A 22,843-nucleotide genomic window follows, 5' to 3' on the forward strand; every position below is an offset into this window, starting at 1 on the left:
TCTTAAATGACTCTGAGGTGTCTGTTAAACCCGTGGCGATTCAATCTCTGATTGATCCAACCGGTTATTTCCTGCAGCCCTTTGTCAAAATTGCGATACACCGGGTTGAACGGGATCTCCAGTAGCTTACCGTCTGAAGATGAAGATGTGATTAAACGTGACTCTTCTTCCGGACTAAACGGATCGTTCTTCCAGAATCCCGAAAGCATTGGCGTTGGGCAGCGTCGCCCCAGCAGGCCCTGCACTTTTAATGAATAGCGATTTAGCTCAACGCGCAGCGCTTCATCGGAGGCGTCATGCATCCCCAGGCGGCTAGCCAGTACATCAAGGTACATTTCCGGGACGCTCGCCTGACGCTGCGGGTCGCTAAGCAGCGCATGAACCACTGGCCCCAGACAGGCCACCGCCTTCAGACGCGATGATTCCAGATACGCCAGACGTACCGCTACGTTAGCGCCAAAGCGGAAACCGAAGGCCGCCACGCGGGTGTGATCCACCCAGGGAACATTAGGCAGCGCTTTTAATACATGCTGATGCAGCAGGCTGGAATCCTGAGTCAGTTTCCATTTTGACGAGAACCCGACCGACGGCATATCCAGCGTCAGCATGGCAATACCGCGCGGGGCAAAGTAGCGCTCATACAGACTGTAATAATCCGTTTGCATGGAATCGAGGCCACCGCACATCAGCACCGTCGGGAACGGACCGTCGCCTTTTGGCATATGTAAGAAGCCGGTGATCGGCGCACCGCCGGTAACAGCAAACTCCATCTCACGCAGCGTGCCCGGCAATCGCTGTGCGGCCTCTTCATAGGCGCGATTGGCTAAAGCCTGTGCCTGCTCTGCCAGCTCATCGCCTTTCAGGTGTGGGTAAGCGGCAATGTTGTACAACGTAGACGCATGCAGCCAGTGACGTCCGCTCACTTGCGGATCCTCTTCCATAGACGCTTTCTGTTGCCAGTCCATCGCCTGCTTCGCCCACTCATAGATCCAGTTCCCACCGCGATAGCCGATAACCGTATCGTAGAGTTCTTTATCTGTACGCTCGGCTTCGCTCATCACGATACGTGCCTGCACCTCAAGGATTTCACGCGGGTCGACGCCGCGCCAGATCCACATCAGGCGATTCACCATGCGATACCAGTGCGGAATGGTTTTGCCATCCAGGGCAGATTGTACGGACGGCTGCGCGCCGTGATTAAAACGACGAACCAGTGTTGACGTTTCAGGGTGTTTGAAGCGGGGTTTAAACAGGACTTCGCTGAGGTTAGCCTGTGACATGATTGCAGCCTCCATGAGTACTCACTGAGGCATAGTGTAACCTGACACAGCACAAAAAGAACAACGCCCGGCAAATGCCAGGCGTTGAAAACTGTTTAGATTAGCGACCTGAGATCGGCGGGACGAACACCACGCCCATATCCCACGGCTGCTCAATCCAGGTATCCTGAGGGATATCAACAACATAATCATTCACCAGCGGGCGACCAGCCGGCTTAGCGAAGATAGTGACGAAATGCGCTTTAGGATACATTTCGCGGATCGCAACGGCGGTCCCACCGGTGTCAACCAGGTCATCAATTACGATGAAACCTTCACCGTCGCCTTCGGCACGCTTCAGCACTTTCAGTTCGCGCTGGTTGTCGTGATCGTAGCTGGAGATGCATACGGTATCGACATGACGAATACCCAATTCACGCGCCAGCAATGCGCCCGGCACCAGACCACCACGGCTAACGGCAATAATGCCTTTCCATTGTTCAGAAGGCATCAGGCGGCTTGCCAGTTTACGTGCATGGATCTGCAACATGTCCCAGGTGACGACGTATTTTTCGCTCATGTGAAGTGTCCCAGCCTGTTTATCTACGGCTTAAAAAGTGTTCGAGGGGGAAATAGGTTGCGCGAGATTATAGAGATCTGACGCACTAAAAACCAGTGTTTCGCGGAATCCGCGCCTCTTTTTGCATGCTTTATGCTAGCCGTCAGCGGAGAAAGTGGTATTCTCAATCGCATCGCGCAAGCCTGACTTGTGGTGTTTTTAATTCTGCTAACCCCGTGGCCTGCAAGCAAGTTTTGTAGGACATCGCCAAGGAGACTCAACGTGTCTGAACTGTCTCAATTATCCCCGCAACCGCTATGGGATATTTTTGCCAAAATCTGTTCTATTCCTCATCCGTCCTATCATGAAGAGCAGCTCGCTGAACACATTCTGAGCTGGGCCCAAGAGAAAGGTTTCCACGTCGAGCGCGATCAAGTCGGTAATATCCTGATTCGCAAACCCGCTACCGCAGGCATGGAAAACCGCAAGCCGGTCGTTCTGCAGGCGCACCTGGATATGGTCCCGCAGAAAAACAACGACACCGTGCACGACTTCACTAAAGATCCTATCCAGCCTTATATTGACGGCGAATGGGTGAAAGCCCGTGGCACCACGCTGGGTGCGGATAACGGCATCGGTATGGCGTCTGCGCTGGCCGTTCTGGCTGATGACAGCGTGGTACACGGTCCGCTGGAAGTGCTGCTGACCATGACCGAAGAAGCGGGTATGGATGGCGCGTTTGGTCTGCAGGCTAACTGGCTGCAGGCAGATATCCTGATCAACACCGACTCAGAAGAAGAAGGTGAGATCTACATGGGTTGCGCAGGCGGTATCGACTTTACCTCTAACCTGCCGCTGTCCCGTGAAGCAATCCCGGCTGGATTCCAGAGCTTTAAGCTGACGTTAAAAGGCCTGAAAGGCGGTCACTCCGGCGGCGAAATCCACGTGGGTCTCGGTAACGCGAACAAACTGCTGGTACGCTTCCTGGCGGGCCACGCTGAAGAGCTGGATCTGCGTCTGGTTGATTTCAACGGCGGTACGCTGCGTAACGCGATTCCGCGTGAAGCCTTTGCCACCCTCGCCGTGGCTGCAGATAAAGTTGATGCGTTAAAAGCGCTGGTCAACACCTATCAGGAAATCCTGAAAAACGAACTGGAAGCCAAAGAGAAGAACCTGGCTCTGCTGCTGGATGCCGTAACTCAAGACAAAGCCGCACTGACCGCTCAGTCTCGCGACAGCTTTGTGCGTCTGCTGAACGCCACCCCGAACGGTGTAATCCGCAACTCTGACGTCGCCAAAGGCGTGGTAGAGACCTCTCTGAACGTCGGTGTTGTCACCATGACTGACGACAACGTTGAAATTCACTGCCTGATCCGTTCCCTGATCGACAGCGGTAAAGACTACGTAGTGAGCATGCTGGATTCACTGGGTAAACTGGCTGGCGCGAAAACCCAGGCAAAAGGCGGATACCCAGGCTGGCAGCCGGATGCTAACTCTCCGGTTATGCACCTGGTTCGTGAAACCTATCAGCGTCTGTTCAATAAAACGCCGAATATCCAGATCATCCACGCTGGTCTGGAATGTGGTCTGTTCAAGAAACCGTATCCAGATATGGACATGGTTTCCATCGGGCCAACTATCACCGGTCCACACTCCCCGGATGAGCAGGTTCATATCGAAAGCGTCGGCCATTACTGGACGCTGCTGACTGAACTGCTGAAGTCTATTCCGGCGAAGTAAGATTCTGCGCTAAATGTCGGATGACGCTACGTTTATCTGGCCTACATGCTGATTTGTAGGCCGGATAAAGTTGTTACGTAGCCATCTGGCCTGTACGCTGGTTTGTAGGCCGGATAAGGCGTTTACGTCGACATCCGGCAATTGTTCTGAGTCACAGCCCCAACAGTAGCTGTCTTTCCATTTGTGGATCCAGCAGCGTGACGTGTAATCCCACCAGCCTGACGCCTCGCCCTCCCCTACGCTCGTCCCAGGTCTTGCGCGCTGTCGTAATTAAGTCATCTTTATTTAAGCGCGGCCAGACGTGCTCCTGCGTAGTCTGCTGAAAATCATTAAACTTGAGTTTTATCCCCTGGCGAGCGATCAGCAGATCCGGTTTAACCTTTGCCAGACGCCGTTCCAGTTCGGGATAGAGCCGTTCTATTATCGCCTCACACTCCGACCACTCGTGAATATCTTCCGCCAGCGTACGCTCCACACCGACGGATTTACGCAGCCTGTCATTGTTAACGTCCCGTTCGTCAATCCCCTGACTGCGCTCCCACAGCACGCGACCAAACTTGCCGAAGCGTTTGAGCAGCATTGCCAGGTCGTATTTTTGAACATCTTCGCAGGTACGTAATCCCATTGATTCCAGCTTAGCGGCGGAGACTTTGCCAACGCCGGGAATTTTGCCTAACGGTAATGTTCTGAGAAATTCAGGAACATCGGCAGGGGTAATCACATATTGCCCATTGGGTTTGTTGAGATCGGAAGCTATTTTTGCCAGAAATTTTACCGGCGCAATTCCGGCAGAGGCGGTTAACTGTAACTCGTTAAAAATTGTCTGGCGGATTTCCTGAGCGATCAGCGTAGCTGAGCCGTGGCAGTAGGTGCTGTCGGTCACATCCAGATAGGCTTCATCCAGCGAAAGTGGTTCTATCAGCGAGGTATAGCGGGAGAAAATAGCCTGAATCTGGCGGGAGGCTTCTTTATAGGCCTCGTAACGACCAGGTAATAAAGTGAGATGCGGACACAGCTTTAATGCCATTCCAGTTGGCATTGCGCTACGCACGCCAAATTTGCGCGCCGGGTAATTGGCCGTGCTGATGACCCCCCGACGTTCTCGACTGCCGCCAATAGCAATGGGAATATCACGCAGGGCGGGGTTGTCGCGCATTTCCACCGCCGCGAAAAAGCAGTCCATATCGACATGTATGATTTTACGCATCGTTTGTCTCCCACATCACTGTTTAAGTATACAGTATTTTTATGTTGTGAGAAGTCTGGTTGTACCTAATGCTGAGCCGTTCCTGACCCATTATCCATCCAGCACGATTAAGACCCAATGAAGCGCAGTAACCAGCAAAATACGCCAGTGTCTGACTGCCTTTAAGCGCAATTTTCCGTATAAAGAAAAACTAAAGTGTAAACGCCGCACGAGAGACTTGCGAAAAACTCTCTTGGTGCTAATGTGAGCGCTCCAGATCCAGATTTATCCGATTTGGGGATTCTTTTTGCCGTCCTGGCGTGTGTGATCGTTTTATCAAGGAATAAGCAGTATGCGTAAAATCGCATTTTTTCTTGCGATGCTTTTATTGCCGTGCGTTTCATTTGCCGGTTTGCTGAGCAGCAGCAGCCCGACTACGCCTGTCAGCAAAGAATATAAGCAGCAATTAATGGGCTCCCCCGTTTATATCCAGATCTTCAAAGAAGAGCGAACCTTGGATCTGTACGTCAAGATGGGCGAACAGTATCAATTGCTCGATAGTTATAAGATCTGTAATTATTCCGGTGGCTTAGGGCCAAAACAGCGTCAGGGTGATTTCAAAAGTCCGGAAGGATTTTACAGCGTTCAGCGTGGACAGCTGAAACCAGATAGCCGCTTCTATAAAGCGATTAACATTGGTTTCCCTAATGCCTACGACCGCGCACACGGTTATGAAGGTAAGTACTTGATGATCCACGGTGCATGCGTTTCCGTCGGCTGCTACGCAATGACCGACAACGGCATTGATGAGATTTTCCAGTTTGTGACCGGTGCTCTGGTGTTCGGGCAGTCCAGCGTACAGGTTAGCATTTACCCGTTCCGCATGACCGATGCCAACATGCAGCGCCATAAGTTCTCGTATTACAAAGATTTCTGGGCCCAGTTAAAGCCGGGATACGATTACTTTGAACAAACACGTAAACCACCGACCGTCTCCGTCGTCGATGGTCGTTACGTCGTCAGCAAGCCGTTGAGTCACGAAGTGGTTCAGCCGCAACTGGCATCAAACTACACGCTCCCCGAGACAAAATAATGCCCACTCGCCTGGCATAATCTTTTGCCAGGTTTCATTGCCGGTTAACGGTTGAGTGGCAATCACGGTGACCACATCATTGGGTGTGGTCTCTGAGCTAAAATCGATTTCCACATCCTGATCCAGCAATGTCGCCACGCCAAACGGCGCACGACGCGTGATCCAAAACAGGTTGGTCGAACAGAAGGCCATCACATAGCGTCCGTCAGACAACAGCATGTTGAAGACGCCCTTCTCCCGCAGTTCTCCTGCCAGCATCGCGATATATTTAAACACTGCCGTCATATTGCCAGGCGTGCGCGGATAACGCTCCGTCAGCTTGTGGAGCAGCCAGCAGAACGCTTTTTCGCTGTCAGTTTCACCGACCGGGCGGAAATTTCCGGTTTCCAGCGATTTATAGCCACTGAGCTGTCCGTTATGAGCATAGGTCCAGTTGCGTCCCCACAGTTCGCGGGTAAAGGGATGGGTATTTTCCAGTGCCACTTCGCCACGGTTCGCCTGACGAATATGGGCAATCACGGAACAGGATTTGATGGGGTAGTCTTGTACCAGCCTGGCGATAGGCGAATTAAAGCTGGGTTGCGGATCTTTAAACGTACGGCAGCCCTTACCTTCATAAAACGTTATACCCCAGCCGTCTTTGTGCGGCCCGGTCCCTCCGCCGCGCTGAACCAGCCCGGTGAAGCTAAAGCAGATATCGGTTGGCACATTGGCGCTCATCCCGAGCAGTTCGCACATACATCACCTACCTTAAAACCGTGAACTGCCTGATGGCGCTGCGCTTATCAGGCCTACGTGGCGCTCATGTAGGCCGGATGAGGCTTCAGCCACCATCCGGCAATCGTCTTCTTATGGTTTAACCATCTCTTTTTCGATCAGCTGGATCAGGATATGGATCACTTTGATATGAATTTCCTGAATACGGTCAGCGTAGCCAAAGTGCGGCACACGAATTTCGATATCCGCGCTGCCCGCCATTTTGCCGCCATCTTTACCGGTCAGGGTGATCACTTTCATCCCTTTCTCACGCGCTGCGGCAATCGCTTTAATTACGTTACCGGAATTACCCGAAGTCGAAATGCCTAACAGGACATCACCTTCACGACCCACGGCTTCTACGTAGCGAGAGAACACATAATCGTAACCAAAATCGTTGCTGACGCAGGAGATATGGCTAACGTCAGAGATTGCGATAGCAGGGTAACCAGGACGGTTTTCACGATAGCGTCCGGTCAGCTCTTCAGCAAAGTGCATCGCGTCGCAATGGGAACCGCCGTTACCGCAAGAAAGCACCTTACCGCCCGCTTTAAAGCTGTCTGCCAACAGAACCGCCGCGCGCTGAATGGCGTGAATATTGGCGTCATCTTTAAGAAAATTAGCCAGCGTTTCCGCCGCTTCGCTCAGTTCGTTACGAATAAGATCCTGGTACATGAGGATATCCTTCAGCATGAATGTAAATGACAAGACGCAGTGTACCGGATAGCGCTACCAGCGAGAAGTACAAGCCACAGGAATGGCTGTCGCTTTTGATTTTTTGTGCCGGTTAAAACAGCAACAATGTGAGCTTTGTTGTAATTATTTTGTAAACACATTGCTAAAAGAATTTACATCCACTACAAACATATCATCACAAGTGGTCAGACCTCCTACAAGCAAGGGAGCTTTTCGTTATGATGATTTTGAGTATTATCGCTACGGTTGTTCTGCTCAGCGTTCTGTTTTATCACCGCGTGAGCTTATTCCTCAGCAGCTTAATTTTGCTCGCCTGGACGGCTGCGCTTGGCGTGGCTGGCCTGTGGTCAGTCTGGCTGCTGGTTCCTCTGGCCATTATCCTCGTACCGTTTAACTTTACGCCGATGCGTAAATCCATGATCTCTGCGCCGGTGTTCCGCGGTTTCCGTAAAGTCATGCCACCGATGTCGCGTACTGAGAAAGAAGCGATTGATGCGGGTACAACCTGGTGGGAAGGTGACCTGTTCCAGGGCAAGCCTGACTGGAAAAAACTGCATAACTATCCTCAACCGCATCTGACCGCTGAAGAACAGGCGTTTATTGATGGTCCAGTGGAAGAAGCGTGCCGCATGGCGAACGACTTCCAGATAACCCATGAACTCGCGGATCTGCCGCCGGAACTGTGGGCATATCTGAAAGAACACCGCTTCTTCGCGATGATCATTAAGAAAGAGTACGGCGGGCTGGAATTCTCAGCATATGCTCAGGCTCGCGTTCTGCAGAAACTCTCCGGTGTTTCCGGGATCCTGGCGATCACCGTTGGCGTACCTAACTCATTAGGCCCAGGCGAACTGCTGCAACATTACGGCACCGAAGAGCAGAAAAATCATTACCTGCCGCGCCTGGCTCGCGGTCAGGAGATCCCATGCTTTGCTCTGACCAGTCCGGAAGCAGGTTCCGACGCAGGGGCGATCCCTGACACCGGTGTGGTCTGTATGGGCGACTGGCAGGGCCAGCAGGTGTTGGGTATGCGCCTGACCTGGAACAAACGTTATATTACGCTGGCGCCTATCGCCACGGTACTGGGTCTGGCATTTAAACTCTCTGACCCGGAAAAACTGCTGGGTGGTGAAGAAGATCTCGGTATTACCTGTGCGCTGATCCCAACCTCAACCCCGGGCGTACAAATTGGGCGTCGTCACTTCCCGCTGAACGTGCCGTTCCAGAACGGTCCGACCCTCGGTAAAGATGTGTTTGTACCGATTGATTACATCATCGGTGGTCCGAAAATGGCCGGTCAGGGCTGGCGCATGCTGGTGGAATGTCTGTCTGTGGGACGTGGTATTACCCTGCCGTCTAACTCGACGGGCGGCGTGAAATCGGTCGCGATGGCCACCGGCGCTTATGCACACATTCGTCGCCAGTTCAAAATCTCCATCGGTAAGATGGAAGGTATTGAAGAACCGTTGGCACGTATTGCCGGTAACGCCTACGTGATGGACGCTGCGGCATCACTGATTACCTACGGCATTATGCTGGGTGAAAAACCGGCGGTGCTGTCGGCTATCGTGAAATATCACTGTACCCACCGCGGGCAGCAGTCAATCATCGATGCGATGGATATCACTGGCGGTAAAGGCATTATGCTTGGCGAAAGCAACTTCCTCGCCCGCGCTTATCAAGGTGCGCCAATCGCCATTACCGTAGAAGGTGCCAACATTCTGACCCGTAGCATGATGATCTTCGGTCAGGGTGCGATTCGCTGCCATCCGTATGTTCTGGAAGAGATGGCTGCGGCACAGAGTAACGATGTGAATGCGTTCGACAAGCTGCTGTTCAAACACATCGGTCACGTTGGCAGTAACAAAGTACGCAGCTTCTGGCTTGGTCTGACACGTGGCTTAACCAGCAGCACGCCAACCGGCGATGCGACCAAACGTTACTACCAGCACCTGAACCGCTTGAGCGCCAACCTGGCATTGCTTTCAGATGTGTCCATGGCCGTACTGGGCGGTAGTCTGAAGCGTCGTGAACGTATCTCCGCGCGTCTGGGCGATGTGTTAAGTCAGCTGTATCTGGCCTCCGCGGTACTGAAGCGCTATGACGATGAAGGCCGTAATGAATCAGACCTGCCGTTGGTTCACTGGGGCGTACAGGATGCGTTGTACAAAGCGGAACAGGCGATGGACGATCTGCTGAAAAACTTCCCGAACCGTCTGGTCGCGGGCTTGCTGAACGTGGTTATCTTCCCGACCGGTCGCCACTACGACGCTCCGTCTGACAAGCTGGACCATAAAGTCGCGAAGATTTTGCAGGTTCCGAGCGCGACTCGTTCTCGTATTGGTCGCGGTCAATATCTGACGCCAAGCGAGCATAACCCGGTTGGTTTGCTGGAAGAGGCGCTGCTGGACGTGATTGCAGCCGACCCTATCCACCAGCGGATCTGTAAAGAGTTGGGTAAAAACCTGCCATTTACCCGTCTCGACGAACTGGCGCACAATGCGCTGGCGAAAGGGCTGATTGATAAAGATGAAGCCGCGATTCTGGTGAAAGCTGAAGCGAGCCGCCTGCGCAGTATCAACGTGGATGACTTTGAACCCGAGGAGCTGGCGACTCAGCCGGTAAAGCTGCCAGAGAAAGTGCGTAAAGTCGAAGCCGCATAACGATATACGCACAACGTTTAGCCCCGCTTAATGCGGGGCTTTTTATTGCCACATTTTCATTAATGCTCATGCTACAGTGTCAAAATGTTGTTCAACGAGGAGCCTCGATCGTGCCTGGTTTGAAAATTACTCTGCTGCAACAACCCTTGATCTGGATGGATGGCCCGGCCAACCTGCGCCATTTTGACCGACAACTGGAAACCGTCGCCGGACGTGATGTCATCGTGTTGCCCGAGATGTTTACCAGCGGATTTGCCATGGAAGCGGCAAATAAATCGTTGCCGCAAAAAGAAGTCGTAAGCTGGATGCGTGCCAAAGCGCAACAGACCAACGCCCTGATCGCGGGCAGCGCTGCTACCCAGTCTGAACACGGCCCGGTAAACCGCTTTTTTCTGGTTGAGCCCGAAGGTAATGTGCATTTCTACGACAAGCGCCATCTGTTCCGCATGGCGGACGAGCATCAGCATTACCATGCGGGTGACGCGCGCGTTATTGTTGAATGGCGCGGCTGGCGCATTCTGCCGTTGGTCTGTTATGACCTGCGTTTTCCGGTATGGTCGCGCAATCGCAACGATTACGACCTGGCGTTGTATGTTGCCAATTGGCCTGCGCCGCGTTCGCTGCACTGGCAGCTTCTGCTTGCCGCACGGGCGATTGAGAACCAGGCTTATGTAGCAGGATGTAACCGCGTGGGCACAGACGGTAACGGGCATCATTATCGCGGTGACAGCCGGGTGATTAATCCGCAGGGTGAGATTATTGCCACCGCCGAGCCGCATCAGGCCACACGCATTGACGCCGAACTGTCACTCTCAGCGCTGCGCGAGTATCGCGAGAAGTTTCCCGCCTGGCAAGACGCCGACCCGTTCACGCTATAACTATCGCCTTCACTCCCGCTGCACAACGTTTTCCGTGGCGGGATTGTTTCACTCCGTAACCAACCGCAAAACAAATTCGCGTGGCGACATGCGGCGGGCATCGTATTCTGCAAAGGATAATCACTCGCAACCAGCGAGTGACTGACAATGTTAATAATTCCCTTATCAGGATCTCGACATGAAGAACTTCTTACGCATGACTTTGCTGGCGGCTACCTTAGCGGGCGCTTCTTTTAGTACGCTTGCAGCAAACGTATCCAATGTTCCTGCTCCAGCTCAGGACCCTGTCGTTCAGCATCTTAAGCTGACCAACGACCAGGTGGCGCAGATTAAAAAACTGCACCAGCAGCTTGAAACCAACGTCAGCCAGATTTCGGTGAAAGATGTTAAAGACGGCGCGTTGATTGACGTCATCAAGTCCGGGAAATGGGATGAAGCTGCCGTTCAGAAACAGCTTTCTGCGTTCAGCAACATCGAACAGCAGGCGCGTTATTATCGCGTAAAATACTATTTTGACCTGAACAAAGTGCTGACCCCAGAACAGCGCCAGCAGGTGCAAAAAGATATCGCACAGACGCTGAGCGAGTAATTTTCAGAGCCTGAGTCAGCAATGATTCAGGCTTTTCGGTAAAATTTCCTGCTCAAACAGAAAGCCCTGTACAGCATCTGCGCCGCTCATACGGCAAATGGCATAATCCTGTGGTGTTTCTACCCCCTCAATGACAACCCGTTCACCCAGCCCACGAAATTGATTGACCAGAACCCTCAACTGCCACTCCGATGTTCTGAACTGATGAAACATTCCACTTTCAATTTTGATGGCATCGAAACGGATGCCCGACAGCCGCCAGACAAAAAATAGCTCAGGCGAAACATCATCCAGCCACACGCGAAATCCGTGACGCACCAGCGTTTTTACGGCAATGCATACGGCCTGCTGCTCTGCCTTATCCAGGCGCATCATGGAGCCCGGATCCTGAATCTCAATAACAATCCTCCCCTGATGCCCCTGCTTTGTGAGACGCGTGATCCATGACAGACTGGTCAGCATCCTGACGGATAAATTCAGCGAATAGCTTCCCGAGAGGGCCAGCACCCGCTGCATTTGCCATAGAAAAAGCTGCTGTTTTGCCGTGATTGAAAGGTGCTTGAAAAACAGATCCAGTGGGAGCGGTGTGCGTACCTGGCTTAACACCTCACAAACATCCAGCGATGCGTCATCAAAAAAATGAATGCGCTGCAAACGGATCCCGGTGATCCGCAGCAATTCGGCGTTGCGGGGAAGTTCTGGCACATAACGGGCCTGTTCACTGAATCTGTTCATATCATTCCATTATTTTATTAAAAGGACGTCGTGCATCCTGCAGCCACGGGATACGGCGATCGTTTGGGTATATCAGGCAAAAGCGCGTCGCCAAACGATGCGCCTCGACCAGGTCGCGCTGGTGCAACGCCAGTAAGATTTGCGTGAAGGAGACATTAGGGTCTGGGTGAACGCGCACATAATCAGGCGCCCAGCGGCGAACCGCTTCCAGCCAACGTGCGTCCCGGGTACGCTGATACCGTTGCAGATACCCCATCTGGACATCAAACCGATAGCGACTGGTAAGAAGCCAGCCTCCGACAGGGAGCGGTTCGGCAAGATGCCACTGCGTTGACTGCCTCTCCGCCAGCGTCAATTGCTGTTGCGTGTGCAGCGTGAGAAGCAGCAATGGCGCGACGGTCAGTAACGAGATAAACCCTGCCGCGCGAATCAGCGACGTTGACGTAAGCACCAGGCGTATTCCCGTTCGCGCACTGTCTGCACATCGAAGCAACAGGATCAACAGCAGCCAGTGTGGCGTTGACTGCCTGACGGGGTATTCCGTCAACATATGAATAACCACCGGCAGTGCCGCCACCAGGCAGGCGCGACGCCAGCAATTACCGTGCAGCCAGAGCCAGAAACCACCCGCTATAAAACAGAGTACCCCCGCAAGCCCAACCAGACCGCCCTCCACCAGCCACAGCACCAGTTCGTTGTGCGGATGCGAAATGCTGCCCAGCCCCAATGGCCCCGCGCGTTCGAGAAACACGGCAGCAAAACTGCCCACGCCCCACCCCATCCACGGGCGTTCGACAAATAATGCCAGCGACGTTTTCAACACCGTCCAGCGCACTTGAGAAGTCGTCAGATGATCGACCGTGACCACAGACAAAAAATGGCGGGCCGTGGCCCCTATCACCACGCCTAACGCCATCGGCAGTAGAAGCAGCAGTAGCGTGCGCCGTTGCGCCGGGAAAACCGCCAGCAGCAGCACTTCACCGACTACCAGAGACAAGTAGCCGGTTTGCGACTGAGATTCATGCAGTACAAATCCCATCATTACCAGGCCTATTCCAATGGCAATTCGATACCCGCGGTGCAGACGTAAAAAGAGCGGCGCTGACAGCAGCACACCGCATGCCGTGAAGCTGGCCATCAGGTTGACCTGCTGAAATATCCCGTAGGGTCGCGTACCGCGCCGCCAGGCAAACTCCCAGTAATCAACGCCCGGCAAATGCCAGTACTGATAGACAAACGCCAGACATTCAATCACGCACGCTCCCCATAGCAGAGCCAGCAGTGCCGTCAGGGTGTTTGCCGTGAGCGGAATTTGTAATGTGACCAGATAGACGCTCACACCGCCCAGTAACGCCCCCGCCACCAGCAGTGCCTCGGCCTGCCAGACATCAGGCGTTAGCAGGCAAAGCAACGTCAGGATGAACACCCCGACTGTAAAACCCGCAGCGGGCACAGTGATGCGCCAGCGTTGACGAGGCACCAGCATCAATACGCTTGCAGCCAGTACAACAGCGTAGATCCAGCTCGTAATATTAAGCGGCAACGACAGACCGCTGCCGCCGTTATTCGGCCAGTAGAGATGCATGGCCCCACACCAAAAAAACAGACTAATACCGAGCAATAATTTCTGCGCAGGCAGCGGCGCAATGCGATTCAGTACGTTCATCATGCTACTGGTAGTTCAACGTCCAGGTCCCGCTGGCGCTGAACGGACCGTATTCGAGAGACTGATTTTTTATCGCCGATGGCTCCGCTGCGACCCACGCCAAGAAATTCAGCGTCATCGAACCTTCTGTTATCTCTTTGACTGACGTGCTCTCATCAAGGCGGATTGCCGTGCCGTCCTCTTCGCTCATCCCAATCCCGATCCCTGACGCGCCGCCTTGTTCACTGCTATCCAGCGCCAGATGATCGGTCAGCTCCGCATCCTCACGACCGCTGAAGGTAACCGAGATCCCACGGAAAACCTCAGGGTTGCAGTCGCGTAACTGGATGCTGAATTTTTCCGGCTTACTGCGCCCCGAGAGATAGAGATCCTGTGTCGCGATTTGCTTGAAATCGACCTCGATTTTGTCGCCTCCCGGTGCAAGGCTGCAGGCCAGCGCTCTGATGGTGCCGTGAAAATACATGTCGCCGCCGACCAGTTTGGTGTCGGCCTGCGCCATGCCACCTAGCAGTAACATACTGGTCGCGAATAACGCCGAGAATCTCATGACATCCCCCTACTGAAACTGCGCGACAACGGTAGCAGAGGCTTCAAATTCACCTTCCTTCACGCTTCCCACGCCCGGCTTTGCCACCGGCGCAGCGGTGAGATTCCAGTCGCCCTGATTCTGGTAAAACCCCTTCACGTTGTAGAATTGATTAGGCACGACGGTGCCACCACTTTCGTCTTTAATCATAATGCCGAGATCGTCGCGCTTTTGTCCGCCGCTCAGCGTGCCAAGGAGATTACCGTTAAACCCCGCCGTACCTGACGCCGTGGTCGTTTGTATACCAAGATTAATGTTCAGCGCACCCTGATCGAAACTCCCGCCTTCACAGACCACATGTATAGGGACTGACTTGCTGTAGTTAGTGCCGTTGAGCCGGGCAGCGGATCCAGGCAAATCGCCAAACTCAATGCTGATTTTGTCTCCCCGGTTGAAGGTGCATTTGTCCGGGACGGTAATCAGCCCGGATTTAATCACCACGCGAGAAATCGCCGTGGTTGGCGTAGGTCCCGCGCTTCCCATGCGCCCGGCCACCTCCACCAGCGACTGGGAAGTGATATTGATGCCATTGATAATGGGTTTAGTGACAATAAACGTCACTTTCCCTTTTGAACCACTTTCAACGTTAGTCGCTCGCGTGTAGCCCTTACGCTTTTTACAGCTGTTGTTGCTGTTGCGGTTTGAAACGTTGGTAAAAGGCGCCTGCACATATTTTTTATAGCCCCCGGCAACCCACACCTGAACTTCCACATCCAGATACTCGTTTAGCCGAAAACGGTTCGCCCCCTGATTTGAAGGCGGCATCGTGGTTGTGGTGGTGTAGTAAATTGGTGCTCGGGAGATGTCAGCCTGTTCGCAATAGAAATTCACCACATACCAGCCACCCAGATTCCATGGGAACGGCTCCGTTCTGCCACCCACGTGGTTTTTGCTGACATCCAGCGAGCTCAGTTCAATATCGTACTGATGCGGCGACCCACCTTCCGGCTCACCTTCTCCCTGTGTAAATGCCTGCCCGGCTATCGGACAGCCTGCCAGCACCACCCACAACAGCGTTTTACGTAATACGCTCATAGATACTCCAGCTTGAGTCTGACCAGACCGTTAAATTCTCCGGCGGTCACCTCTCTCCCAAAAGATTCCAGCGCGGCAAGAAAATGAATGGCGTTATCGCCCGGTTTGAGGATCCACATGCGTTGCGGTTGGTTCAGGTGGATCAACTGGTTGCGTTCGGTCAGTAGCCGAATGCCTGCACCACGCACATCGCCGCGAATGCGCCCCAAATCGCTGTTTTCCGGCGCGCCTTCAGCCATTAGGGTCATCGAAACGCCACGTTCCACCGTGCTATGCGCCAGCTCCGGCATCTCACTGGTCTGCCCGGGGAAATCCCTTAAGGTATGACCGGAGCCCTTTAAACAGCCGTTCAGATACAGCGTGACCAATACCGGATCGCTGCGATCGCCGCCCTGGCGAAAACGGCTGGCGGAAATATCACCAAGATCGATAGTCTGATCGCGGGAGGCCATATCCAGCACGCACGGCGAAACGAACACTCGCCCATGAAAGCGGACGTTGCCATACTCGCCGGACACATTGCTCATATCCTGGCGACCGCTTGTGGCCTGAACCGAGCAGGCCATGCCCGCCATCAGCAGAGCGCAAAGCATCTTTTTCATTTACGAATCCTGTTACCGGGGCTGTTGCTCCATCGGCAATGCTTTACACACATTGCCTGTGCAGCTGAATTTCAATTCGGGATGACCGCCAAAATCGTTCACATACATCATGCTGAACTGGCTAACGCTGCCGTCGGCCACGCTGAAATCGAGAGAGGACTTTGGTGAAACCATAATCCCAGGGAAGTCAGTCAGCCTGTCGCCGCCCTGCGCTTCAGGCTTGCGGCTTAAGCCGATTAAGGTAACGAAGTACGGCGTAGGGTTATCCACACTCCAGCGCTGCCCCTGCTTATGAAAGACCAGTTGGTTTTGCCACACGGCGCCCGGTGTTTCCGGCACGATGGCGGTCGGACGGTAGAACAGTTTGATGCGTGACTGCATCGCCAGTTGCAGCACGTTCGGCTTATCCGGCTTGGGCGGAATTTCACGCACATTCAGGTAGAACAGACTTTCGCGATCCTGCGGCAGAGCGTTAATACCGCTGGTTTTTGTCACACGCGCAATGCCCTTTTGCCCGCCGTTAATCCGCTGCAGCGGCGGTAAAACCATCAACGGCGAGGTAATTTTTGTTCCATTGGCGTCTTCCACCCACGACTGAGCCAGAAACGGAATGCTTGGACTGGTGTTGGTTAAGTTCGCGCTGACAGATCGCGCATCACCGGTGATGATCAGACGGGTACGGTCAAGTGCAATGCCCGCCCATGAGGCGTTGATCTCTGCAATAAAAAGCAGACCGCAGACCACGGGTTTGAGCCAACGCTGCACGGAGTAAAATGCTTGATTTTTCATGACAAAATTCATTCAGGTTATTGATATTATTCACAAGGCAACAGCACGTTACCTTCCGGGTTGATTTGTTGAGGCACCTGTAAGTGACACTGCGCGCGACCGCCCCAGGCAACAGAAAGACGCTCGGCTGGATTCACACCCGCAATCCAGGCCATGCCGTTTTCCATCACCATGGCGACGCTAACACCGTTGGCGTTAAACACTTCGGCACCAAACGGCGGTACCGAACCATCTTTCAGGCGCAGCAGCGCCATCATTTTTTGCCCCTGCGCCACGGCGAAGCGCTGATAACCAATCGCGCCTTCCGTCAGGGTGTTGGTGACAATGGCTTTGGTCGCGGAAATGTCCTCGTCCATTGCGTCCACATCGATACGGGTATCAAAGCTGTGATAGCTGACGACGTCCGGTACGACGGCAATACCGAAGCGGTTTGAGTGCGCCTGTTCGCCGTTCAGCGGTACATTCGCCACACCGTCGGTATCAACCATCACCCTGGCGGTATTCATCGACGCCTGGCTGTTGTGTAGCGCCGCGCCATGACGCGTTGCGGTAAAGCCGCCGCGCATCGTGCCACCAACGGAGAAATAGCGTGATTGCTGCCAGCTGACGTTAGATTCCAGTTCCGCCATCATGCTGCGATGCTTGTAGTAGCCATCAAACGCGGTGTGCCCTTCACCGGAAACCCCTGCGCGCAGTCGCCATGGATTGTTACGGTCGCGGTTATCGGAATACGAAACCATCTGACTGGTCTGGCTGCCGCTGTTTTGCACTTCATAATCCATTGAGCGGCCATCGCTCCATGGCACCGAAATGGACAGCGAAAGGCTGTCGTCCCGTTTGCCCTGATACTCAGAGCGGTAAGCAGCAAGGTTAGCGCTGATCCCCTGAATGCCTGCGAACGAAAAGCTGTGCCCCATCGACACCCCGTAACGATCCTGAGAGCCACGATCCCAGTAATTCTGGTGGGTATAGGTCAGGTACAGCGTGGTCGCTAATTGCGGGTCGTCGGCAAAAAAGGTCTTGTTACCGGTGATGGTGTACATCTCTTTTTCGTTACCGGCGCTGTTGTTATTTTCATACTGCTCGTCGAGAAACTGCGAGAAGGTGCGGAAGTTACGCTGTGAAAAACGGTAACCGGCAAAGGTGATGGCGCTGTTGTATTCATCAAAGGTTTTGGCATAGCTGAGCTTAAAGGACATCCCTTTTTGTTCAGCCTGATGCTTCACCCGGCTCACGGATTGCGTCGCGTCAGCCGACAGCGCGCCCAACCAGCTCAAATCCCGCCCAATCCCCATCGACCAGGCGTTATAGCGATCGCCAGTGAGCAACGCGCCACCGTACAGTGACCACGCATTGCTGACCCCCCATGAAAAATCACCGCTATAAAATGCAGGTCCCTGGACGTCGTGGTTATAACGCGATGGCTTACCGACAGCGGCGTTGTAACGAACATAGCCCGGGCGCGTCAGGTAAGGGATATCGGCCGTATTGACCTGAAAGGTTTGTACGCTGCCATCCTGCTCTTCGACGCGAACATCCAGCGTGCCGCGTACCGAGCCATGTAGATCCTGAATATTAAATGGCCCCGCTGGAACAGTGGTTTGATAGATAACACGCCCCTGCTGACTGACGGTGACCTTCGCATTACTGCGGGCGATGCCGTGCACTTCGGGCGCGTAGCCCTGCAAATTCGGTGGTAGCATGCGCTCGTCGCTGGCGAGGTTAGCCCCCGTAAATCGCACTGAATCAAACACCTGGGAATTCAGATATATTTCACCGACCGTCAGTTTTGCAGCCTGCATCGGTAACGGGCGATAGGCATAGATCTGATCCCAGTCGATACGCCCACGATTTTCATCCGAAGCATAATTGGCCTGATACTGGCCACGAAAGCGCCACGCGCCGAGGTTAAAGCCCGTCTGTCCATAACCAGACAGTGAGCGGTAATGATCGCCACCTTGTTCGTAATGTGTGGCCTGGCCCGAAACGCTGTAGTCGAAAATCAGTCCCGCGACGCCGTTATCCCAGCGCTCCGGCGGCGTCCAGTCTGGATCGGTATATTTCATCCATGCCTGTGGCACGGTAATGTCCAGTACGCCTGCGCTATTATTCAGCACCACACCCGGCAGGCGGGAAATGTCATAGCAGGTCGCGCTAATCGGATGAATATAGGTCAGCGCCTCTTCTTTGAGCGCCAGTAATTCGAGCTGTTGCGGCGTCAGGCACGCCATGGATTTATGCGCGTTGGCAGGATCAACGATATAACGGATCGACTGCTGAGGGATCTCCTGGCTGTTAATACGAACATCCAGTAGATATTCTCCGGGAGTCACAAAGTTGCCTTCGGAAAAACGCTGTAAATCGACATTTTGTCTGTCACTGGCATCCAGGACGTCAGTATTAAATTCAATAGACTCATCCGCTTCAGCCCATGAAGAGGCACAGACCAGAGCAATTAAAAGCGCCAGACGTTTTTTATCTGTTTTCAGCGTGATCATTTTCGTTCGCAAACCTTCAGATACCCGAATTGCTGTGCAGCTCAGAGATAATTCACAACAAAATGCGTGACTGCAGTAAATTCACCAGACGTCATTCTTCCGTCGCGGGAGATCAAATAAGCCGTAAAATTGAGCGTGTTTTTCCCTGGGTTAAGCGCATAATCCGGTGATGGCTCACCCAAATGAATTTGCTTACCTCTGCCGTCATATATTTCTATCGCTAAATTTTCAGTTTCCGATTGCACGCTCAGATAATCAGGATTGTCACTATCCGGTGCGCCGGAAAAGGTAATATTGGCGCGTTGGAACAGATTCCCGGGGTGTTGAGAATCCCCTAATGAACATCCCAGCAAATGAATGCTGAAATCATGCGCAGATACTTTTTCAGGTTTTCCGGAAATATCTCTGGCTGAGAGGTCATCAAATTCAACCAGCAGCGACCGGTCGTGTGGATCGACATAACAGGCAGCCTCAATAATATTTCCCCGCATGCGCATTTTGCCGGGCGTACTGACAAGACGATGGGTGTCAGCCAAAACCCATGCAGGCGATATGAAGATAAAAAGCAGTAAAATACGCCATCCAGGCATCACCGCATTTCCTTTCAGTTATTCGCAGGAAGGGTTAAGCAGGCGCATAATTGCGCCCGCAGCAGATCGTTACTGATAATCGATCTGGAAATTGACGGTAGATTCGAAGTCACCCGGGGTTACTGCTGCGGATGCGTTGTTGGCCTGCAGATAAGCAACGAAATCAATGTCGGTTTCGCCATCAGTAATGTTGACCTGAGATGCGGCTTCGCCCCATTTCACGTCCTGGTTACCACTGTCAATCATACCGATGCCCGCGCCCTTTGCTGTACCCGAGGTAAATGCAGCCAGCGCATTGTTTTCGGTATCAATCGTTGCCGGGGTGTAGGTTACTGTGGCGGTTTTCGCAACAGTTGTATCGCAGCCCTGCAGAACGATTTTGGCATGCTTAACACCAGCACGTTGGTTGTCTTTTAACTGAGAAGTTGGGATCTCACCAAAATTAACCTGCACCGGGCTGGATTCTGGGGCCAGACCGCATGCGGAATTAACCAGAGAACCAGTGAAGTGAATTTTACCGTTAGTCGGTTCAACATTTTTTGCAGCGAAAGCAGAAGATGCAGTAAAAGTCATTCCCGCCATCAGCGCACAAGCCACAGCCACGTTTTTCATTTTCATATTACTACTTAACCTTATATCTGTTTTTTGGTTATTCCGACGATCTATTTCCACAGACAATTTATGCAAGGGAAACCCTGATCTGCAGGTGGCGGAAGTGCATTTCCTTGCAAACAATCCATCTCAAGCCACCCCGTATTTTGAACTTCATTGGTATTCCATCAGAAATACCGTCCACAGTTGTTTACGCTGTTTCGGGGCTTATATTAAGTCGACGAAAAAATGACACAATGCAAAAATCCGGTATTAATCAAACTCAGGGAATCGTGTTGTAACACTGTCTGTAGAGCGATCGTTTACCTAAAAAATAGCCAAAAAACACGCCAATACCAGTGTTAATGTCTATCATTTATGGTTTTTATAGAGTTTTTATCTATCAACTATTTTTTTATTTAGCAAGAAGAACAGGCAAAATGTATTTATGAATGTTTTGTAAAAATGAAATTGGGCATCAAAATCGAGTAATGACAATAAGATAGTGAAAGAGAGGAAGGAGATTGGAGGATTCTATTAGATATATTAAGAGATTGTTATATAAATATTAATAAAGTGATCTATGGTACAATCATTTTTTATAAATGAATTATGTTATGCTATTGCTTCCCCCACTCGAATGCGAGATATCCTGCTTTAAAGGAGACATCAGTGATTTCTCATATACCAATAAACAAAATTAAATCCGTAATTATTGGTGATGGCTTAGTTTTCAGACCACATAAAAATACCCTAAAAGACCTGGCATCTGGTGAAATGGCCACATTGAATAATGTGGCAACACAATTACTGCTCTATCTGTTGCAAAATGGTAAAGAGATATCCTCGCGCGATGAAATTCTGCAAAATGTTTTCCAGCATAATGGCGCCAGAGCGACGGATGCTAATCTCAATCAGCACATTTCATTTCTGCGCAAAGCAATAACGTCTACGGGCCATCCTGCAGAACTGATCGTCACTATTCCGCGAATAGGATTTCGGATGAGCGACGCCAGTATCAATATTCAGCAACTGGAGGAATCGCAAGCGCCCACCAGAATAGTCAATGTTGCATTGACGCCCAGGGAAAAGAAACGAAACCTGTGGCCTGTCACGATAACAACGTTAATTACCGGCATCGCCGTGCTGGCGACAGCGTGGTTAACATGGATACCCAATGAAATCGCGATGACGGACGCGGCGATCCTGCGGACTATCGACTACGAGCAATGCCGTGTGCATATATTAGGAAACGCCCTCACCGACACCATAACCGAAAAAAAAGCGCTGGATATTTTCAAGTCCGTGGGTATTAACCCCAACTGTTCGTACCCAAAAGATCTGTATCTCAATACCTGGGCGAGCAACCATAATCTGGTTGAGTGGTCGTTTGCCGCTGAATGCGGGCTAAACCTCGGCTATTACCATTGCATCAGCCAGTATCGCCATCATGAGGAATGATATGAAGCAGGAAAGCGATCACTCTCCTTTACTATGGTCAGTCGTGATTGCCATTTTTGGGCTAGCGGCTATCGCTTTTTTTATTATCGCCGGGAATGCGAAAAAACAAGAAATCAGTTTTTCCTGCTCCTCGGAATTCACGTCGATACTCGACATCCAGAATACAAAAAAGGAACTCCACGGAATAATGCTGATAACCAGCTACAACTCCGGACACCTTACATTGTCAGTCCAGGGGAAACTCAAAAGTGACGACGGCGAGTTCGCTGTTAACCGAAAACTGTTCTTTCGCTATGTCCGTCCACTCGGCCATACCGCAGGCGTTTTTATGCTCACTCCCGATGGTCGGGAAAAATCCCCCGATGATGATGCAACGGACGCTGTCGACTATCTCTTCTTCGACGCTTACGAACGTGCCGACAAGCTGTATATGCTAAAGCACCTGAATGAGGAAACGGTTCTTATTGGCGATAACTTTTCACCCCGCTTCGCCTGCGTGATGAATCACTTCGCGAGTTAATCGCCTTCTGGATATGCGTCGGGTTAAGGATGACCTGATGTGTTGCCCACCCGAAAGCTCGGGCGCGGTCGATAAAGCGTGATAATGAGATTATTATTTTTTGGCGGGCTAAAACGACGAAAGCCTGAATCATTTCTGATTCAGGCTTTCTGAATAGTGGCGGAATGGACGGGACTCGAACCCGCGACCCCCTGCGTGACAGGCAGGTATTCTAACCAACTGAACTACCACTCCGCGTTGTGTTCCGCTTGGGAACGAAGCGAATATTACGGATTGCCTCGCGCCTCGTCAACGCTTTTTCTCACGTTTTTAATCGTTTGCTGCAAAAATCACCCGAATGGCCATTTTCAT

Annotated in this window: 21 protein-coding genes and 1 tRNA gene; 7 read left to right on the forward strand and 15 right to left on the reverse strand. The window is 52.3% G+C overall.

Features of this window, described 5'->3' with window-relative positions:
- Positions 1-2 precede the first annotated feature (2 nt).
- Positions 3-1,280 (reverse strand): esterase FrsA, encoded by a 1,278-nt coding sequence (frsA, locus tag IB222_RS18275; RefSeq protein ID WP_149385253.1) that lies wholly within the window; start codon positions 1,278-1,280, stop codon positions 3-5.
- Between the two features lie 100 nt (positions 1,281-1,380).
- Positions 1,381-1,839, reverse strand: a complete 459-nt coding sequence (gene gpt, locus IB222_RS18280; RefSeq protein WP_003031380.1) for a xanthine phosphoribosyltransferase — start codon at positions 1,837-1,839, stop codon at positions 1,381-1,383.
- Between the two features lie 261 nt (positions 1,840-2,100).
- Here gpt and pepD point away from each other — a divergent pair, with 261 nt between their 5' ends.
- Complete coding sequence (pepD, locus tag IB222_RS18285) at positions 2,101-3,558, forward strand: cytosol nonspecific dipeptidase (RefSeq protein WP_008783788.1); 1,458 nt, start codon at positions 2,101-2,103, stop codon at positions 3,556-3,558.
- A gap of 151 nt (positions 3,559-3,709) precedes the next feature.
- Here the strand turns inward: pepD and dinB are convergent, their stop codons facing one another.
- Positions 3,710-4,765: a DNA polymerase IV gene (dinB, locus tag IB222_RS18290; protein WP_149385252.1), complete on the reverse strand. Its 1,056-nt coding sequence runs from the start codon at positions 4,763-4,765 to the stop codon at positions 3,710-3,712.
- Between the two features lie 331 nt (positions 4,766-5,096).
- Between dinB and dpaA the strand changes: the two genes are divergently transcribed.
- Positions 5,097-5,837 carry a peptidoglycan meso-diaminopimelic acid protein amidase gene (gene dpaA, locus IB222_RS18295; protein ID WP_003830823.1) on the forward strand — a complete coding sequence of 247 codons (741 nt, stop codon included), beginning with the start codon at positions 5,097-5,099 and terminating at the stop codon, positions 5,835-5,837.
- On the opposite strand, the gene IB222_RS18300 is transcribed toward dpaA, so the two are convergent.
- Positions 5,808-6,575, reverse strand: coding sequence for a class II glutamine amidotransferase (locus IB222_RS18300; RefSeq protein ID WP_148362411.1), 768 nt, complete (start codon positions 6,573-6,575; stop codon positions 5,808-5,810). The genes dpaA and IB222_RS18300 overlap by 30 nt on opposite strands.
- 111 nt (positions 6,576-6,686) lie before the next feature.
- On the reverse strand, positions 6,687-7,268 hold the full coding sequence (gene lpcA / locus IB222_RS18305) for a D-sedoheptulose 7-phosphate isomerase (protein WP_003031390.1): 582 nt from the start codon (positions 7,266-7,268) through the stop codon (positions 6,687-6,689).
- A 239-nt stretch (positions 7,269-7,507) separates the two neighbouring features.
- Here lpcA and fadE point away from each other — a divergent pair, with 239 nt between their 5' ends.
- The 3 genes from fadE to IB222_RS18320 all read left to right on the forward strand — a co-directional run bounded on the left by fadE (position 7,508) and on the right by IB222_RS18320 (position 11,419).
- Positions 7,508-9,952: an acyl-CoA dehydrogenase FadE gene (gene fadE, locus IB222_RS18310; protein ID WP_149385251.1), complete on the forward strand. Its 2,445-nt coding sequence runs from the start codon at positions 7,508-7,510 to the stop codon at positions 9,950-9,952.
- Positions 9,953-10,062: 110 nt separating this feature from the next.
- Positions 10,063-10,830: an amidohydrolase gene (locus tag IB222_RS18315; protein ID WP_149385250.1), complete on the forward strand. Its 768-nt coding sequence runs from the start codon at positions 10,063-10,065 to the stop codon at positions 10,828-10,830.
- Between the two features lie 178 nt (positions 10,831-11,008).
- Positions 11,009-11,419: a Spy/CpxP family protein refolding chaperone gene (locus IB222_RS18320; protein WP_003830819.1), complete on the forward strand. Its 411-nt coding sequence runs from the start codon at positions 11,009-11,011 to the stop codon at positions 11,417-11,419.
- Between the two features lie 15 nt (positions 11,420-11,434).
- On the opposite strand, the gene IB222_RS18325 is transcribed toward IB222_RS18320, so the two are convergent.
- The 9 genes from IB222_RS18325 to IB222_RS18365 all read right to left on the reverse strand — a co-directional run bounded on the left by IB222_RS18325 (position 11,435) and on the right by IB222_RS18365 (position 20,538).
- Entirely contained in the window at positions 11,435-12,154 is a 720-nt protein-coding gene (locus tag IB222_RS18325) for an EAL domain-containing protein (protein WP_003830818.1), read from the reverse strand.
- 1 nt (position 12,155) lies between these two features.
- On the reverse strand, positions 12,156-13,823 hold the full coding sequence (locus IB222_RS18330) for an O-antigen ligase family protein (protein ID WP_149385249.1): 1,668 nt from the start codon (positions 13,821-13,823) through the stop codon (positions 12,156-12,158).
- A 1-nt stretch (position 13,824) separates the two neighbouring features.
- The gene (locus IB222_RS18335; RefSeq protein ID WP_003830815.1) at positions 13,825-14,367 is read right to left on the reverse strand and encodes a fimbrial protein; all 543 of its coding nucleotides are present in this window, start codon (positions 14,365-14,367) and stop codon (positions 13,825-13,827) included.
- Positions 14,368-14,376: 9 nt separating this feature from the next.
- Positions 14,377-15,441 (reverse strand): fimbrial protein, encoded by a 1,065-nt coding sequence (locus IB222_RS18340; RefSeq protein ID WP_149385248.1) that lies wholly within the window; start codon positions 15,439-15,441, stop codon positions 14,377-14,379.
- Positions 15,438-16,043: a fimbrial protein gene (locus IB222_RS18345; RefSeq protein WP_048214874.1), complete on the reverse strand. Its 606-nt coding sequence runs from the start codon at positions 16,041-16,043 to the stop codon at positions 15,438-15,440. The genes IB222_RS18340 and IB222_RS18345 overlap by 4 nt, the downstream gene beginning before the upstream one ends.
- Before the next feature lie 12 nt (positions 16,044-16,055).
- A complete protein-coding gene (locus tag IB222_RS18350; protein ID WP_003830811.1) occupies positions 16,056-16,844 on the reverse strand; it encodes a fimbria/pilus periplasmic chaperone in 789 nt (262 codons plus the stop codon).
- A gap of 14 nt (positions 16,845-16,858) precedes the next feature.
- On the reverse strand, positions 16,859-19,330 hold the full coding sequence (locus IB222_RS18355; protein ID WP_148362415.1) for a fimbria/pilus outer membrane usher protein: 2,472 nt from the start codon (positions 19,328-19,330) through the stop codon (positions 16,859-16,861).
- A gap of 41 nt (positions 19,331-19,371) precedes the next feature.
- Positions 19,372-19,920 (reverse strand): fimbrial protein, encoded by a 549-nt coding sequence (locus tag IB222_RS18360; protein ID WP_003830809.1) that lies wholly within the window; start codon positions 19,918-19,920, stop codon positions 19,372-19,374.
- 69 nt (positions 19,921-19,989) lie between these two features.
- Positions 19,990-20,538 carry a fimbrial protein gene (locus tag IB222_RS18365; protein ID WP_149385247.1) on the reverse strand — a complete coding sequence of 183 codons (549 nt, stop codon included), beginning with the start codon at positions 20,536-20,538 and terminating at the stop codon, positions 19,990-19,992.
- 750 nt (positions 20,539-21,288) lie between these two features.
- Here IB222_RS18365 and IB222_RS18370 point away from each other — a divergent pair.
- Both IB222_RS18370 and IB222_RS18375 read left to right on the forward strand, forming a co-directional pair.
- Positions 21,289-21,972 carry a winged helix-turn-helix domain-containing protein gene (locus IB222_RS18370; RefSeq protein ID WP_223240930.1) on the forward strand — a complete coding sequence of 228 codons (684 nt, stop codon included), beginning with the start codon at positions 21,289-21,291 and terminating at the stop codon, positions 21,970-21,972.
- A 1-nt stretch (position 21,973) separates the two neighbouring features.
- Entirely contained in the window at positions 21,974-22,492 is a 519-nt protein-coding gene (locus IB222_RS18375) for a hypothetical protein (protein WP_149385246.1), read from the forward strand.
- Positions 22,493-22,649: 157 nt separating this feature from the next.
- On the opposite strand, the gene IB222_RS18380 is transcribed toward IB222_RS18375, so the two are convergent.
- Positions 22,650-22,726: transfer RNA gene (locus IB222_RS18380), tRNA-Asp, on the reverse strand.
- Positions 22,727-22,843 lie beyond the last annotated feature (117 nt).

This window comes from Citrobacter sp. C13, from assembly GCF_014596815.2.
GTDB classification, from domain to species: domain Bacteria; phylum Pseudomonadota; class Gammaproteobacteria; order Enterobacterales; family Enterobacteriaceae; genus Citrobacter; species Citrobacter portucalensis.